This window comes from Streptomyces sp. NPDC048111 (assembly GCF_043202815.1).
GTDB lineage: Bacteria > Actinomycetota > Actinomycetes > Streptomycetales > Streptomycetaceae > Streptomyces.
Window position 1 is genome coordinate 21037 of record NZ_JBIDBD010000018.1, and the last position, 15716, is coordinate 36752.

Below are 15716 nucleotides of genomic sequence, written 5' to 3' on the forward strand. Positions count from 1 at the left end.
CGCGGCGGCCTGCGGCCTGCCTACGCTGGCCGGGTCATGAAGACCACCACACCCCTCGTCCACCGCGTGCGCGAGCTGCTGCGGCCCCCCGCCGAGGCCACCCGGCCCCTGTTCTCCCGGGCGCCACGGCGCTGGCAGCGGTGGAGTCCGTACGTCGTGACCGGCTCGGCCGTGGCGGCGCTGCTGCCGGTCACCATCACCGTCCTGATCAACGACTACCACCTGGGCGGCGGCTGGGCCGGGGCACTGGGAGTGGCCCAGACGGTGCCGCTGGTGCTCGCCGTGACCCGCCCGCTCCAGGCGTGGGTGATCATCCTCGCCTTCGACGTGCTGGGCGCGGTGCTCCTGTACGACGCCGACACGGTGTCCCGCTCCTGGCCGTGGCCGCCGGCCGTGATCGTGGGCCACCTCCTGCTCATGGTGTGCCTCGGGCTGCGCGAGTCGACCCGCACGCTGGTGGCGGTGTGGCTGGTGACGAGCGCGGCCGGTCTCGCCCTCGGCGCCTTTCCGCCCACGGGCTCCAGCAGCACGTACGTCCTGCTGATCGTGCTCTCGGGCGTGGTCCTGGCCTTCACCGGCGCGGTGCACCAGCGCGAGGAGGCCGAGCGGCTGCTCGCGGAGCAGGAGACCATCAGCGAGGCCGAGCGGGCCCAGCGCACCCTTCTGGAGGAGCGCGCCCGGATCGCGCGCGAGCTGCACGACGTGGTGGCCCACCACATGTCGGTGATCACCGTGCAGGCCGACTCCGCGCCGTACCGGCTGAGCGGGCTCGACGAGGCGGCCCGCGAGGAGTTCGCGTCCATCGCGTCGGCGGCGCGGGAGTCGCTGAGCGAGATGCGGCGGCTGCTCTCGGTGCTGCGCAGCGAGGGCAGGGAGGCCGCGGGCGGTGGGGAGCGGGCGCCGCAGCCCGGGGTGGACCGGCTCCAGCAGCTGGTCGAGGCGACGGTACGGGCCGGGCAGGACGCCACGCTCTCGCTCGCCGCCGGCCTGCCGGCGCTGCCGCCCGCGGTCGACCTGTCGGCGTACCGGATCGTGCAGGAGGCGCTGGCCAATGTCGTACGGCACGCGCCGGGCGCCGCGACCCGCGTCTCCGTGACGTGCGACGGCCGGCATCTGACGGTGGTCGTCGTCAACGGGCCCGCGGCGGGGCCCGGTTCGCCCCTCGAACCGTCGGGGGCGGGGACGGGGCACGGGCTGGTCGGGATGCGCGAACGCGTACGGTTGACCGGGGGGTCGCTGGATGTGGGGCCCTTGCCGGGCGGGGGGTTCCGGGTGGTGGCGCGGCTGCCGCTGGGGGCGCCCGTCGCGGGGTCGACCATCGGGGGGTCGCCGGTCGAGGGACCGTTTATCGAGGGGGCGCCCGTCGAGGGACCGTCCATCGAGGGGTCGCCCGTCGAGGGAACGTCCGCTCCTTCCGACCCCGACCCATTTCCCAACTCCGCTGCGAAGGACGCCAGTTGACCATCCGCGTGATCATCGTCGACGACCAGGCCATGGTCCGTGCGGGGTTCGCCGCGCTGCTGTCCGCGCAGGCCGACATCGACGTCGTGGGCGAGGCGCCCGACGGGCGCCAGGGCGTGGACCTCGCCCGCTCCGTCCACCCGGACGTCGTCCTCATGGACGTCCGCATGCCCGAGATGGACGGGCTCGCCGCGGCGCGCGCGATCGTCGACCCGCCGGTGGGGGTGGTGCACCGGCCGAAGGTGCTCATGCTGACCACCTTCGACGTCGACGACTACGTGTACGAGGCGCTGCGCGCGGGGGCGTCCGGGTTCCTGCTCAAGGACGCGCCTCCGGCCGATCTCATCGCAGCGGTACGGGTCGTGGCGGCGGGCGATGCGCTGCTCGCGCCGTCCGTCACGCGGCGCCTCATCGCCGACTTCGCGGCGCAGCGGCCCGCTCCGCGGCGGGGGGCGGTGGCGCTGCGGCTCAACGGGCTCACGCCTCGGGAGGCGGAGGTGCTGGAGCTGATGGCGCGGGGGTTGTCCAATCTGGAGATCGCGGGGCGGCTCGTGCTGGCCGAGCAGACGGTGAAGACGCATGTGGGGCGGGTGTTGGGGAAGTTGGGGTTGCGGGATCGGGCGCAGGCGGTGATTTTCGCCTACGAGACGGGCGTGGTCCGCCCCGGCGACCCCGGCTGACCGGGGCCCCCTGGGGCTCCGCCCCAGACCCCGGCGACGCTTGCCCACCCGCCCGCCTGCACAGGGGGTTGGAGGCCCGGCTCCCTGGGGCTCCGCCCCAAACCCCGGGGGATTCGCCCACCCGCCCGCCCGTGCAGGGGGTTGTACCGGCTGAGCCCTGGGGCTGCGCCCCAGACCCCCTGAGGGGCTCCGCCCCTCAAACCCCAGCGGGGGCTCCGCCCCCTGCACCCCCCATCGCGCCTGAACGGCGCTCGTCCTCAAACGCCGGACGGGCTGAGGATGCGCTTACTGGCCCGCACCGGTCCTGTTAGGGGCGCGGGGAACTGCGCGAGAAGCGAGCACGGTCCGCACACGACCGCGGGGTTGGGGGCGCGGGGAACTGCGCGACCAGTCACGCACGGTCCGCGGACGAACGCAGGTTTGGGGCGCGGGGAACTGCGCGAGAAGCGACCACGGCCCGCACGTCGGATCCAACCCCCGGAGGGTCTCGGGAAGGGGCGGGGTGGGGAAAACCCCCCATCCACCCCCTACCCCAGTAGCACCCCCACACCACCCCCCCAGCACGACGCCCCACCCCCCACCCCCTCCCTACCTTCCCCCTCGTCGGAGATACGGACGGGATGAGGGAGTCGGGGCATGGGGCGGATCCGGAGGGTGTTGGTGGCGGGGGCGCTCGTCGTCGGGGTGGGGGTGGGGACGGGCGGGTGGGCCGGGGCCACCACGCAGGAGGCCGTCACCGGGCCGCCGCCCGGTACCGCCGCCTGGCGGGCGGACAGGGCCCACGGGCACCCGCTGCCCGATCCCGTCACCGCGACCCCGCGGGAAGTCGCCTCGTTCTTCGGGGAGTTGAGCGAGGGGCGCAGCCAGGAGCTGGTCCGGCGGCATCCCGGTGTCGTGGGGAACCTCGACGGCGCCCCGGTGCCGCTGCGCTACGAGGCCAATCGCATCGCCCTCACCGCGACGCACGACCCGCGGTACACCCGGCTCGCCGCGAGCGACCGGCACATTCTTGCCTTCGATCCCCGGGGGCGGGGTCAAGTGGCCGAGGTGTACGGGGAGTTGGAGCACGCCGAGCACGTGTCCGTCGTCGTGCCGGGGTCCGACATCGACGCCCGTACCTTCGACCGTACGAACGACCGCTACGGCACCCCCGCCGGCATGGCGGCCGCCCTGCGGGGCGCCACCCACGGCGGCGTCGCCGTGATCGCCTGGGTCGGCTACACCACACCGGTCGGGGTCGGTCTCGACGCCGCGTCCGGGCGGCTCGCCGAGGCGGGGGCCGGGCGGCTCGCCCGGTTCACCGAGGGGCTCGACGCGGTCGGCGCCCCCGATCCCGTCCTGTTCTGCCACAGCTACGGCTCCGTGGTCTGCGGCCTCGCCGCCCGGGACAAGGACCTGGACGCCGTCGACATCGTCGCGCTCGGCTCCCCCGGCATGCGCGCCGACACCGCGGCGGAGTTCGGCACCGGCGCCCGCGTCTGGGCCGCGAAGGACCCCTCGGACTGGATCGACGACGTGCCGCACGTCGAGTTCGCCGGCCTCGGCCACGGCACCGACCCCACGGACCCCGCCTTCGGCGCGCGCCGGGTGCCCGCCGCCGACGCCGTGGGCCACACCGGCTATTTCGCCCCCGGCACCGAGTCCCTGCGCTCCTTCGCCGCCATCGCCCTGGGAGACGTCCGATGAAGCACCCCGCACTGACCAGGGCCGTCGCCCGCATCGAAGCGGCGACCCCCGCCCACCGCGACCGCGCCATCGACGGGCTGCGCGCCCTCGCCCTGCTCGCCGTGCCCACCGGGCACTGGCTGCTCGGCGGATTCACCCGGGACGCGCAGGGCTCGCTGCACAACGCCAGCCCGCTGTCCGCGTTCGGCGCGCTCGCCCCGGCCTCCTGGATCCTGCAGATGCTGGGGATCTTCTTCCTGGTGGGCGGCTACGCCTCCGTCCTTTCGTTCCGCCGGAGGAAGGGCAGCACCGGCTCCTGGCTCCGGGGGCGGGTCGCCCGGCTGGGGCGGCCGGTGCTCGGGGTGACCGCGGTGTGGGCCGCGATGATCCCCGTGCTCTACGCCCTCGGCGTCCCGCACGACACCCTGCGCACCGGATCGACGCTCGTCATCCAGCCCCTGTGGTTCGTGGGGGTGTATGTCGCGGTCACCGCGCTCACGCCGTACTGCGTGCGCGCGGCCCGCGCCCTCGGCGGGTGGGCCGCGGCGCCGCTGCTCGCCGTCGTCGCGCTCGTGGACTTCCTGCGGTACGGGCCCCTCGCCGACGCGATGCCGTCCTGGCTGTCCCTCGTCAACATCCTGCCGGGATGGCTGTTCGCCTATCAACTCGGCGTCTGCTGGGGGGAGAAGAGGATCGGGCGGCGCGGTGCGCGGCTGCTGCTCGGGGGCGGGGCGCTGCTGTTCGCCGTGCTGCTCGTCGTCTTCCACTACCCGGCCTCGATGGTCGGGGTGCCCGGCGCGGCGCGGACCAACTCGCATCCGCCGTCGCTGCTCGTGCTCGCGCTGGCATCGGCCCAGTCGGGCGCCGCGATCCTGCTGCGGGAGCGGATCGCCGGCTGGCTGCGCCGGCCCGCCCTGTGGGCGCCCGTCGTGGTGGTCAACCTGTCCGCGATGACCATCCTGTGCTGGCACCAGACGGCGCTGCTCGCGGCGGCCGTGCCGGCGTCCTTCGCCGGGCGGGTGCCGGGTCTCACCACCGCGCCCGACAGCTGGGCGTGGATCGGTGAACGGCTGGCCTGGATGCCGGTGTTCGCGGTGCTGCTGGTGCTGATCGCCCGGTACGCGCGGGGTTTCGAGGCGCCCTGGACGAAGGCGACGAAGGCCCGCCGGGCAGCGGCGGGGCTGCTCGCGGCGGGCTTCGCGGTGTTCGCGCTCGGGCTCGCGTGAGGCCCGGCGCGGTGGGGGGCCTACTGCTCGCGGGCCGCCGAGGTGGAGGACATGTCGGGGTAGCGGTCGCCGGCGACCTGGCCCGCGATGGGCTCCAGGAGCGTGAGTTCCTCGGCGCTCAGGGTGAGGCGGGTGGCGCCGGTGTTCTCCAGGAGACGGCTGCGCTTGCGGGTGCCCGGGATCGGGACGACGGTCAGGTGGTGGACCTGCGAGCGCTGGTGCACCCAGGCGAGGGCGACCTGCGCGGTCGTCGCGCCGTGGGCCGCCGCGATCTTGTGCAGGGGTTCGAGGAGGGCGGCGTTGGCGGCGGCGTTGTCGCCGGTGAAGCGCGGCTGGAAGGCGCGGAAGTCGCCCGCGCTCAGGTCCTTGCCCGCGTCCGCGAAGGCGCCGGTGAGGAAGCCCCGGCCGAGCGGCGAGTACGGCACGAAGGTGACGCCGAGTTCGGCGGCGGCCGGCACCGCGCTGCGCTCGACGTCGCGGCTGAAGACCGACCACTCCGACTGGAGGGCGGCGATCGGGTGCACGGCGTGCGCCTCGCGCAGTTCGGCGCCGGTGACCTCGCTCAGGCCCAGGTACTTGACCTTGCCCTCGCGCACCAGGTCGGCCATCGCGCCCACGGACTCGGCGAGCGGCACCTCGGGGTTGCGGCGGTGCATGTAGTACAGGTCGATGACGTCGACGTTCAGGCGGCGCAGGCTCGCCTCGACGGCCTTCTTGATGTAGGCGGGGCTGTTGTTGATGCCGCGGTAGTGCGGGTCGTCGGCGCGGCGCTCGATGGCGAACTTGGTCGCCAGGGTCACCTCGTCGCGGTGGGCGGCGAGGAACGGCGCGAGGAACTCCTCGTTCGCCCCGGATCCGTAGATGTCGGCGGTGTCGATCAGGGTGACGCCCGCCTCGACGGTCGCCTCCAGGGTGTCGCGGGCGGCGGCCTCGTCGGTGTCGCCGTAGAACTCGCTGATGCCCATGGCGCCGAAGCCCTGGACGCCGATCTGCGGGCCATCGGTGCCGAGCTGGACGGTGCTGATCTTTTCGAGCGGGCTGTTGCTCATGGTGGTCAGGCCCTTTCGGGCGCCTTGCAGGCGCCGGCATAAAAGTCGATCTTGTAGTCGAGTACGGCGAGCGTGTCCTGGAGCTCCGCCATGCGCGCTATGACGTCGCGCCGGGTCTGCTCCAGGAGTTCCTGGCGGGCTTCGAAGGTGTGCGGCCCCTCGCGGACGAGTTCGGCGTAGCGCACCATGTCGGCGACCGGCATGCCGGTGAGCCGCAGCTTGCCGACGAAGGCCAGCCAGTCCAGGTCCTTGTTGGTGAACCGGCGCTGCCCGGTGTGCGAGCGGTCCACGTGCGGCATGAGCCCGATCCGCTCGTACCAGCGAAGGGTGTGCGCGGTGAGTCCGGTGCACGCCACGACCTCGCTGATCGTGTAGCGGTCCTGGCCGTCCGGGCGCGGATGGGGGCGCTCCGTCGCGCGCAGGCCCTGCCGGACCCGCGCCGCCACCTTCACCGCTGTGCTGTCGATCACCGTCATGCCTCCACGCTAGAACCTTGGAGTGCACTCCAAGCAAGCCCATCGAGTGACGTTCTCGTGTCGTGCCGCGGTCCGGGTTCCCCCCGCGCGGCCCGCTCACCGTGCCTACTAGGCTCCTGTGCATGGACAGCCTGCGGATCATCGAGACCTGGCCCGTACCGACCGCCGCCGCGGCCGTGGTGCGGGCGGACGGAACGCTTGCCGGCACGCACGGACCGGTGTCCCACCGCTTCCCGCTGGCCTCCGTCACCAAGCCGCTCGCCGCCTACGCGGCGCTCGTCGCGTACGAGGAAGGGGCGATCGAGCTCGACGAGCCGGCCGGGCCCACCGGGGCGACCGTACGGCACCTGCTCGCGCACACCTCGGGGCTCGCCTTCGACGAGCACCGCGTCATGGCGCCGCCCGGGGACCGGCGGCTGTACTCCAACGCGGGGTTCGAGGAGCTCGGCGACCACATCGCCAAGCAGTCCGGCATCCCCTTCGCCGACTACGTGCGCCAGGCCGTGTTCGAGCCGCTCGGCATGTCGGCCAGCTCCCTGGAGGGCTCGCCCGCCAAGGACGGCGTCTCCACCGTCGAGGACCTGGCGCGCTTCGCGGCCGAGGTGCAGGTGCCGCAGCTGCTGCATCCGGCCACCGTCGCCGAGGCGATGCACGTGCAGTACCCCGGCCTCAAGGGCGTGCTGCCCGGCTACGGCCACCAGAACCCCAACGACTGGGGCCTCGGCTTCGAGATCCGCGGCGCCAAGTCCCCGCACTGGACGGGCAGTTCGTCCTCGCCGCGCACCTTCGGCCACTTCGGCCAGGCCGGTACGTTCCTGTGGATCGACCCGGACGCGGGCCTTGCCTGTGTCGCCCTGACGGACCGCGCGTTCGGGCCGTGGGCGGCCGAGGTGTGGCCGGCCTTCAGCGATGCGGTGCTCGCCGAGTTCACACGGCGCTGAGCTCCCAGAACAGCACCTCGGCGTCCTCCAGCGCCGTAAGCTCCGGGCCGGGCGCCCCGGTGATCCGTGCGGAATCGCCCGGCCCCAGCTCCTCGGCGGCCAGCGCCACCCGGCCGCGTACGACGTGTACGTACACGCCCGCGGCGTCCGGCACCGCGGTGCGCTCGCCGGCCGCCACCCGCCGTACGTGCAGCAGGGCGCCGGCCGGCCGCACCGCGTAGGGCGTGGAGTCGGCGATGCCGCGCACGACGTCGTACGCGGGCTCGCCGCCGGGGTCCTCGGGGGCGAGCCACATCTGGAGGAAGACCAGCGGCTCCCGTCCTTCGTTGCGCTCCTCGTGCCGGACGCCGCCGGCGGAGCTCAGGCACTGCACGTCGCCGGGGCGCACCACGGTGGTGTGGCCCGCCGAGTCGCGGTGGGTGAGCTCGCCCTCGACGACCCAGGTGAGGATCTCGGTGTGGCTGTGCGGATGCTCCTCGAACCCCGCGCCGGGCGCGAGCCGCTCCTCGTTCAGGGCCAGGACCGGCCCGAAGCGCAGGTTGTCCGGATCGTAGAACCGGCCGAAGGAGAAGGCGTGCAGGGACTCGATCCCCGCGCCCGGGTCCCCGCCTCGGTAGCGCTCGTCGCCGCGCCTGACTGACATCACGCCCCCCACCGTAGACCCGGCGGGCGGGGAAGGTTCCGGACACCGCGGACCCGGCCCGGCGGGGAGTGTTCCGGATAAGGCAGTCTTGTCCCCGTGCCAGCACCCGATCCCGTACACCCCGCGAAGAACGCCCATCCGCATGCCGCGACCCTGAAGCGTCTTGAGCAGTCCTCGGGGCGGCTCGCCGCCAACGCGATCGCGCGCATGGACGCGACGCTGCCGTGGTACCGCGCGATGCCGCCGGAGAACCGGTCGTGGATCGGTCTGGTCGCCCAGGCCGGCATCGCGGCCTTCACCGAGTGGTTCCGGCATCCCGAGACGCCCCAGGCGATCTCCACCGACGTCTTCGGCACCGCTCCGCGCGAGCTGACGCGCGCGATCACGCTGCGCCAGACCGTCGAGATGGTGCGCACCACGATCGAGGTCATGGAGACCGCGATCGAGGAGGTCGCGGCCCCGGGCGACGAGTCGATCCTGCGCGAGGCCCTGCTCGTGTACGCCCGCGAGATCGCCTTCGCGACCGCCCAGGTGTACGCGCAGGCCGCCGAGGCCCGCGGCGCCTGGGACGCCCGGCTGGAATCCCTGGTCGTCAACGCGGTGCTGTCCGGGGAGGCCGACGAGGGCGCGGTGTCCCGGGCCGCGGCGCTCGGCTGGAACTCGCCGGAGCACGTGTGCGTCGTGCTCGGCACCGCGCCGGACGGCGACAGCGAGCTCACCGTGGAGGCGATCCGGCGGGCCGCCCGGCACGCCAAGCTGCAGGTGCTCACCGGGGTGCTCGGCAACCGTCTCGTCGTCATCGCGGGCGGCAGCGACAATCCGCTCCAGGTGGCCAAGAGCCTGATCGGCCCGTACGCCGCCGGGCCCGTGGTGGCCGGGCCGATCGTGCCGGACCTGCTGGCGGCGACCCGGTCCGCGCAGGCGGCGGCGGCCGGCCTCAAGGCGTGTTCGGCCTGGCAGGACGCCCCGCGCCCGGTGCTCGCGGACGATCTGCTGCCGGAGCGGGCCATCGCCTCGGATCCTGCCGCGCGCGAGCAGTTGGTGGAGGAGATCTACAGACCACTGGAGGAAGCCGGCTCCGCGCTCCTGGAAACCTTGAGCGTTTATCTGGAGCAGGCGAGCAGCCTCGAGGGCGCGGCCCGGATGTTGTTCGTCCACCCCAATACCGTTCGCTACCGGCTCCGACGTGTGACGGACGTCACCGGGTGGTCGCCGTCCGATGTGCGCTCCGCGTTCACGCTGAGGATCGCGCTGATCCTGGGGCGCCTGGCCGACGGAGATTCACAGTCCTAGACTTTTGTCGGACACCCACAATTCCCCCGACGGTTCTTCGTCCCTGTCCCCACGGGCGTGCGGAGCCGTCCACAAGAGAGAGTGTGAGAGTGCTCGTACTCGTCGCTCCCGGCCAAGGCGCTCAGACGCCCGGCTTCCTGACTCCTTGGCTCGACCTCCCCGGCGCTGCCGACCGGCTCGCCGCATGGTCGGACGCCATCGGTCTTGACCTCGTCCACTACGGCACGCAGGCGGACGCCGACGCGATCCGCGACACCGCCGTGGCCCAGCCCCTGCTGGTCGCCGCGGGCCTGCTCTCCGCCTCGGCACTGGGTGATGTCTCCCCCGGCGCCGTCGCCGGACACAGCGTCGGTGAGATCACCGCCACCGCGTTCGCGGGCGTCCTGTCCGAGGAGGCCGCGCTGCGCTTCGTGCGCAAGCGGGGTCTGGGCATGGCCGAGGCCGCGGCCGCCACGCCGACCGGCATGGCCGCCCTCCTCGGCGGTGAGCCCGAGCACGTCGTGCCGCACCTGGAGAAGCTCGGCCTGACCCCGGCGAACGTGAACGGCGCGGGCCAGATCGTGGCCGCCGGCACCGCCGAGCAGCTCGCGGCTCTGGAGGCCGACAAGCCCGAGGGCGTGCGCCGCGTGGTGGCCCTCAAGGTGGCCGGCGCCTTCCACACGCACCACATGGCCCCGGCCGTGGCGGAGCTCGCCGAGGCGGCCACGTCCCTGGACGTCGCCGAGCCGAGGTTCACCTACGTCTCGAACGCGGACGGCAAGGCCGTGACGAGCGGCCAGGAGATCGTGACCCGCCTGGTCAACCAGGTCTCCAACCCGGTCCGTTGGGACCTGTGCATGGAGACGTTCAACGCCCTCGGCGCGACGGCGCTGATCGAGCTGTGCGCGGGCGGCACGCTGACCGGCCTCGCCAAGCGCGCGATGCCGGGCGTCAAGACCGTCGCCCTGAAGACCCCCGCCGACCTCGACGCGGCTCGCGCGCTCATCGCCGAGCACGCATCCGCCTAAGGAGCGAGAGCCATGTCGAAGATCCGGCCCAGCAAGGGCGCTCCGTACGCGCGCATCATGGGCGTGGGCGGCTACCGGCCCGTGCGGGTGGTGCCGAACGAGGTGATCCTGGAGACGATCGACTCCTCGGACGAGTGGATCCGTTCGCGCTCCGGCATCGCCACCCGGCACTGGGCCTCGGCCGAGGAGACCGTGGCCGCGATGTCGATCGAGGCCTCCGGCAAGGCGATCGCCGACGCCGGCATCGCCGCCGACCAGATCGGCGGGGTGATCGTCTCCACCGTCTCGCACTTCAAGCAGACCCCGGCGGTGGCCACCGAGATCGCCGACAAGCTGGGCACCGGCAAGGCGGCCGCCTTCGACATCTCGGCCGGCTGCGCGGGGTTCGGCTACGGTCTGACCCTGGCCAAGGGCATGATCGTCGAGGGTTCCGCCGAGTACGTCCTGGTCATCGGCGTGGAGCGGCTCAGCGATCTGACCGACCTCCAGGACCGTGCGACGGCGTTCCTGTTCGGCGACGGCGCGGGCGCGGTCGTGGTGGGCCCCTCCGACGAGCCGGCCATCGGCCCCACGATCTGGGGCTCCGAGGGCGACAAGTCGGAGACCATCAAGCAGACCGTGCCGTGGACCGAGTACGACAGCTCGGGCAAGTTCCCCGCGATCACGCAGGAGGGCCAGGCGGTCTTCCGCTGGGCCGTCTTCGAGATGGCGAAGGTCGCCCAGCAGGCGCTGGACGCGGCCGGAATCAGCCCGGACGACCTGGACGTCTTCATTCCGCACCAGGCCAACATGCGGATCATCGACTCGATGGTGAAGACTCTCAAGCTGCCGGAACACGTCACGGTCGCCCGCGATGTGGAGACCACCGGCAACACCTCGGCCGCCTCGATCCCGCTCGCTATGGAGCGGCTCCTGGCGACCGGACAGGCGAAGAGCGGCGACACCGCGCTCGTCATCGGCTTCGGGGCGGGTCTCGTGTACGCCGCGACGGTCGTTACCCTCCCCTAGGCACTCCGGATCTTCCGGAAGCCCGTAATTCGAAGCATTAACACCGAAGGAGCGCCAACATGGCCGCCACGCAGGAAGAGATCCTCGAGGGTCTCGCCGAGATCGTCAACGAGATCGCTGGTATCCCGGTCGAGGACGTCCAGCTGGACAAGTCCTTCACCGACGACCTGGACGTCGACTCGCTGTCCATGGTCGAGGTCGTCGTCGCCGCCGAGGAGCGCTTCGAGGTCAAGATCCCGGACGAGGACGTCAAGAACCTCAAGACCGTTGGCGACGCCGCCAGCTACATCCTGAAGCACCAGGCCTGATTCAGGACCTGAATTCGGGCTGCCACCCAGCGGTGGCGCCGCTGATTCACGTCCCTTACACACGTGGAGAAACTTCCTGTGAGCTCGACCAATCGCACCGTGGTCGTCACCGGTATCGGCGCAACCACACCGCTGGGTGGCGACACCGCCTCGACCTGGGAAGGTCTGCTGGCGGGACGCTCCGGTGTCCGTCCCCTGGAGGGCGAGCGCTTCGCCGAACTGCCGGTCCGCATCGCCGCTCCGGCGGCGGTCGACCCCGGTGAGGTGCTGCCGCGCCCGCTGGCCCGCAAGCTGGACCGCTCGGCGCAGTTCGCGCTGATCGCGGCCAAGGAGGCCTGGGCGGACGCCGGCTTCACCGCCCCCGCGGGCGACGAGGCGGGCATCGCTCCCGAGCGGCTCGGCACGGTCATCGCGTCGGGCATCGGCGGTGTCACCACCCTGCTCGACCAGTACGACGTGCTGAAGGAGAAGGGCGTACGCCGCGTCTCCCCGCACACCGTGCCCATGCTCATGCCGAACGGCCCCTCCGCCAACGTCGGCCTCGAGGTCAACGCCCGCGCCGGCGTGCACACCCCCGTCTCCGCGTGCGCCTCGGGCGCCGAGGCCATCGGGTACGCCGTCGAGATGATCCGCACCGGGCGCGCCGATGTCGTGGTCGCCGGCGGCACCGAGGCGGCCATCCACCCGCTGCCCATCGCGGCGTTCGCCAACATGATGGCGATGTCCAAGAACAACGACCACCCCGAGCAGGCCTCGCGCCCCTACGACAAGGCCCGCGACGGCTTCGTCCTGGGCGAGGGCGCCGGCGTGGTGGTCCTGGAGTCCGCCGAGCACGCGGCCAAGCGCGGTGCCCGGGTCTACTGCGAGGTGCTGGGCCAGGGCCTGTCGGCCGACAGCCACCACATCGCGCAGCCCGAGCCGACCGGCCGCGGCGTCGCCGCCGCGGTGCAGAACCTGCTCGACTCGACGGACCTCAAGCCGTCCGAGGTGGTGCACCTCAACGCGCACGCCACCTCGACGCCGCAGGGCGACATCGCCGAGATCAAGGCGCTGCGCAAGGTCCTCGGCGACGACCTGGACCACGTGGCGATCTCCGCGACGAAGTCGATGACCGGCCACCTCCTGGGCGGCGCGGGCGGCATCGAGACCGTCGCCACGGTCCTCGCGCTGTACCACCGCACGGCCCCGCCGACCATCAACGTCGACGACCTCGACGACGAGGTCGACGCGGCGCTGATCAGCAGCGAGCCCCGCAAGCTGCCCGAGGGTTCGATCTCCGCGATCAACAACTCGTTCGGCTTCGGCGGCCACAACGTGGTGCTCGCCTTCCGCTCGGTCTGAGCGGCCCCCGGCCCTCCGGGTCGGGCCGTACACGGCTGAAAGGGCCCCACCGCTCCGGTGGGGCCCTTTCGCGTACGCGGGGTGGGGTGTGGCTCAGACGACCTGGTGCAGCCAGCGCACCGGGGCGCCCTCTCCCGCGTAGCGGAAGGGCTCCAGTTCGTCGTCCCAGGGCTTGCCGAGAAGCTTGGCGATCTCGGCCTCCAGGTCGGTCTCGCCCTGGAGGGAACGGGCGAGGGCGGCCCGCAGCCGGTCCTCCGGGATCAGGATGTCGCCGTGCATGCCGGTCACGGCGTGGAAGATGCCGAGGTCGGGCGTGGCGCTGTAGCGCTCGCCCTCGGCGGTGGCGCAGGGCTCGGCCGTGACCTCGAAGCGCAGCAGGTGCCAGCCGCGCAGTGCGGAGGCGAGCTTGGAGGCGGTGCCGGGTTCGCCCTGCCAGGAGAACTCGGCTCTCCAGGTGCCGGGCGAGGCGGGCTGGCGGATCCAGTCGAGCTGGACGCGCACCCCCAGGACGCCGGCCACCGCCCATTCGACGTGCGGGCAGAGCGCGCGCGGGGCGGAGTGGACGTAGAGAACTCCACGTGTCGTCACCGGGACCTCCAGTGCGGTTCGAGGTTCGCCTTCCCCAGCGGCCTCGCGCCCCTGCCGTTCCCGGTCAGGACAGCACCTGACATTCTGCCCCTGGGATCAACAGTAAACAGCATCGGGAGCTAATCTCCTGAAATGGGACAGTATGTGACGTGATGTAATTTACCGGAGTCGTCTGGCGTGGTTCCTCTGGCTGGACGGGCCAAAGCTACCGCGCGGAGCCGTGCCCAGGGTGTCGTAATGTCGGTCGGAGCGCCTTCGAACACCAAGCTTTCACTCGCGAGGACGCCGCGAAAGCCCGACGACCACCGCACGAAGGGGGCCCTGGATGCCGGACGACCGCCGAAGGCCTCGTGGCCGTCGTGCCCGCGTCACGACGGCCGTCATAGCCGGGGCGGCCCTCGTCCTGGCCGCCGGCTGCACTTCTGGCGGGGGCCGGTCCGGGGCGGGCCCCGCCGCCTCGAAGAAGCCCTCGCCGAGCCACTCCCCCGCCTGGAACGCGCACCCCGCATCGGTGGCCGCCACCGGTGACTCCATCACCCGCGGCTTCGACGCCTGTACGGTCCTGGCCGACTGCCCCGAGGTCTCCTGGGCGACCGGGAGCGACCCCGGGGTCGACTCGCTCGCCCTGCGCCTCCTCGGCCCCTCGGCCGCCACCCGCAGCTGGAACCACGCGAAGACCGGCGCGACGATGGCCGACCTGCCGGCCCAGATGGACCGGGCCGCGGCCCATCACCCGGGACTGGTGACCGTGATGACCGGCGCGAACGACGCGTGCCGCTCCGATGTGGCGGCGATGACGCCGGTGGCCACGTTCCGCGCGGAGTTCGAGCGGGCGCTGAAGAACCTGCGGGCCGTCTCCCCCGCGTCCCAGGTGTACGTGGCGAGCGTGCCCGATCTGAAGCGGCTGTGGGCGACCGGGCGCGGGAGCCCGCTGGGCAAGCAGATCTGGAAGCTGGGGATCTGCCCTTCGATGCTGGCCGACGCGGACGATCTGGGGACGGCTGCGCAGGCTCGGCGGCAGGCCGTGTACGACCGGGTCGTGGCGTACAACTCCGTTCTGGGGGAGGTGTGTTCGGGGGATCGGGCTTGTCGTTATGACGGTGGGGCGGTTTTTGCTTACGCCTTTGACGGGGAGCAGCTCAGTCCCTGGGACTGGTTCCACCCCAGCCGAAACGGCCAGACCCGCCTGGCCGAGCTCGCCTACGCCCGAGTGACCTCCCCCACCTGACCCCGGCGTCCCGCGCAGCGGGGCGAATTGCCTGAGCCCTGGGGGGCCCGCCCGTGCGGGGGGGGATGGGCCCGGCTCCCTGGGGCTCCGCCCCAGACCCCGAGGGGTTCGCCCACCCACCCGCCCGTGCAGGGGGTTGTACGGGCTGAGCCCTGGGGCTCCGCCCCAGACCCCCCGAGGGGCTCCGCCCCTCAAACCCCAGCGGGGGCTCCGCCCCCTGCACCCCCGAGGGCGCTGGCCCACCCGCCCGCCCGTGCAGCGGGCTGGAGGGTGCCTGGCCCTGGGGCTGCGCCCCAGACCCCCTCAGGGGCTCCGCCCCTCGAACCCCGGCGAGGACTCCGCCCCCTGCACCCCCGAGGGGCTTGCCCACCCGCCCGCCCGTGACGGGGGTTGGAGGGTGCCTGGCCCTGGGGCTGCGCCCCAGACCCCCTGAGGGGCTCCGCCCCTCGAACCCCGGCGGGGACTTCGTCCCCTGCACCCCCCTCGGGGGCTGCGCCCCCGAACCCCGCATCGCGCCTGAACGGCGCTCGTCCTCAAACGCCGGACGGGCTGAGGTGCCCGGTGCGGGCCAGCACCGGTGCTGCTTAGGGGCGCGGGGAACTGCGCGAGAAGCGACCACGGTCCGCAGATGACCGGGGGGCAGGGGCGCGGGGAACTGCGCAAGGCAGGCCGGGATACACGTGCTGCCCGGCACCGGTCCCGCCAGGGGCGCGGGGAACTGCGCGACCAGCCACGCACGGCCCGCACACGAACCAGGGGGCTAGGGGCGCGGGGAACTGCGCGACCAGCCACGCACGGCCCG

15 protein-coding genes are annotated in these 15716 nt (G+C 72.9%); 11 read left to right on the plus strand and 4 right to left on the minus strand.

Annotated features, from left to right (window positions below):
- Positions 1-36: 36 nt before the first annotated feature.
- From ACGF3I_RS24695 to ACGF3I_RS24710, 4 genes are all read left to right on the plus strand, one after another.
- Positions 37-1461, plus strand: coding sequence for a sensor histidine kinase (locus tag ACGF3I_RS24695; protein WP_393135493.1), 1425 nt, complete (start codon positions 37-39; stop codon positions 1459-1461).
- Positions 1458-2141, plus strand: coding sequence for a response regulator (locus tag ACGF3I_RS24700; protein WP_393135495.1), 684 nt, complete (start codon positions 1458-1460; stop codon positions 2139-2141). Before ACGF3I_RS24695 ends, ACGF3I_RS24700 begins: the two co-directional genes overlap by 4 nt.
- A gap of 636 nt (positions 2142-2777) precedes the next feature.
- Entirely contained in the window at positions 2778-3827 is a 1050-nt protein-coding gene (locus ACGF3I_RS24705) for an alpha/beta hydrolase (protein WP_393135497.1), read from the plus strand.
- A complete protein-coding gene (locus tag ACGF3I_RS24710; RefSeq protein WP_393135499.1) occupies positions 3824-5032 on the plus strand; it encodes an acyltransferase in 1209 nt (402 codons plus the stop codon). Before ACGF3I_RS24705 ends, ACGF3I_RS24710 begins: the two co-directional genes overlap by 4 nt.
- A 20-nt stretch (positions 5033-5052) precedes the next feature.
- Here the strand turns inward: ACGF3I_RS24710 and ACGF3I_RS24715 are convergent, their stop codons facing one another.
- A complete protein-coding gene (locus ACGF3I_RS24715; protein ID WP_393135501.1) occupies positions 5053-6081 on the minus strand; it encodes an aldo/keto reductase in 1029 nt (342 codons plus the stop codon).
- A gap of 5 nt (positions 6082-6086) precedes the next feature.
- Entirely contained in the window at positions 6087-6557 is a 471-nt protein-coding gene (locus tag ACGF3I_RS24720; RefSeq protein WP_393135503.1) for a MerR family transcriptional regulator, read from the minus strand.
- A 122-nt stretch (positions 6558-6679) separates the two neighbouring features.
- Between ACGF3I_RS24720 and ACGF3I_RS24725 the strand changes: the two genes are divergently transcribed.
- Complete coding sequence (locus tag ACGF3I_RS24725) at positions 6680-7498, plus strand: serine hydrolase domain-containing protein (RefSeq protein WP_393135505.1); 819 nt, start codon at positions 6680-6682, stop codon at positions 7496-7498.
- Here the strand turns inward: ACGF3I_RS24725 and ACGF3I_RS24730 are convergent.
- Positions 7485-8141, minus strand: coding sequence for a pirin family protein (locus tag ACGF3I_RS24730; protein ID WP_393135662.1), 657 nt, complete (start codon positions 8139-8141; stop codon positions 7485-7487). The two genes, ACGF3I_RS24725 and ACGF3I_RS24730, sit on opposite strands and share 14 nt — an antisense overlap.
- Positions 8142-8237: 96 nt before the next feature.
- On the opposite strand from ACGF3I_RS24730, the gene ACGF3I_RS24735 reads away from it, so the two are divergent.
- From ACGF3I_RS24735 to fabF, 5 genes are all read left to right on the plus strand, one after another.
- Positions 8238-9434: a PucR family transcriptional regulator gene (locus ACGF3I_RS24735; protein WP_393135507.1), complete on the plus strand. Its 1197-nt coding sequence runs from the start codon at positions 8238-8240 to the stop codon at positions 9432-9434.
- 89 nt (positions 9435-9523) lie between these two features.
- Complete coding sequence (locus ACGF3I_RS24740) at positions 9524-10441, plus strand: ACP S-malonyltransferase (RefSeq protein ID WP_393135509.1); 918 nt, start codon at positions 9524-9526, stop codon at positions 10439-10441.
- Positions 10442-10453: 12 nt separating this feature from the next.
- Positions 10454-11449: a ketoacyl-ACP synthase III gene (locus tag ACGF3I_RS24745; protein ID WP_393135511.1), complete on the plus strand. Its 996-nt coding sequence runs from the start codon at positions 10454-10456 to the stop codon at positions 11447-11449.
- 59 nt (positions 11450-11508) lie between these two features.
- Positions 11509-11757, plus strand: a complete 249-nt coding sequence (locus ACGF3I_RS24750; RefSeq protein ID WP_393135512.1) for an acyl carrier protein — start codon at positions 11509-11511, stop codon at positions 11755-11757.
- Positions 11758-11835: 78 nt separating this feature from the next.
- Positions 11836-13098 (plus strand): beta-ketoacyl-ACP synthase II, encoded by a 1263-nt coding sequence (gene fabF / locus ACGF3I_RS24755; protein WP_362717158.1) that lies wholly within the window; start codon positions 11836-11838, stop codon positions 13096-13098.
- Between the two features lie 93 nt (positions 13099-13191).
- Here the strand turns inward: fabF and ACGF3I_RS24760 are convergent, their stop codons facing one another.
- Positions 13192-13686 (minus strand): DUF3145 domain-containing protein, encoded by a 495-nt coding sequence (locus ACGF3I_RS24760; RefSeq protein ID WP_393135514.1) that lies wholly within the window; start codon positions 13684-13686, stop codon positions 13192-13194.
- Positions 13687-14011: 325 nt separating this feature from the next.
- Between ACGF3I_RS24760 and ACGF3I_RS24765 the strand changes: the two genes are divergently transcribed.
- On the plus strand, positions 14012-14914 hold the full coding sequence (locus ACGF3I_RS24765; protein ID WP_393135516.1) for an SGNH/GDSL hydrolase family protein: 903 nt from the start codon (positions 14012-14014) through the stop codon (positions 14912-14914).
- Positions 14915-15716 lie beyond the last annotated feature (802 nt).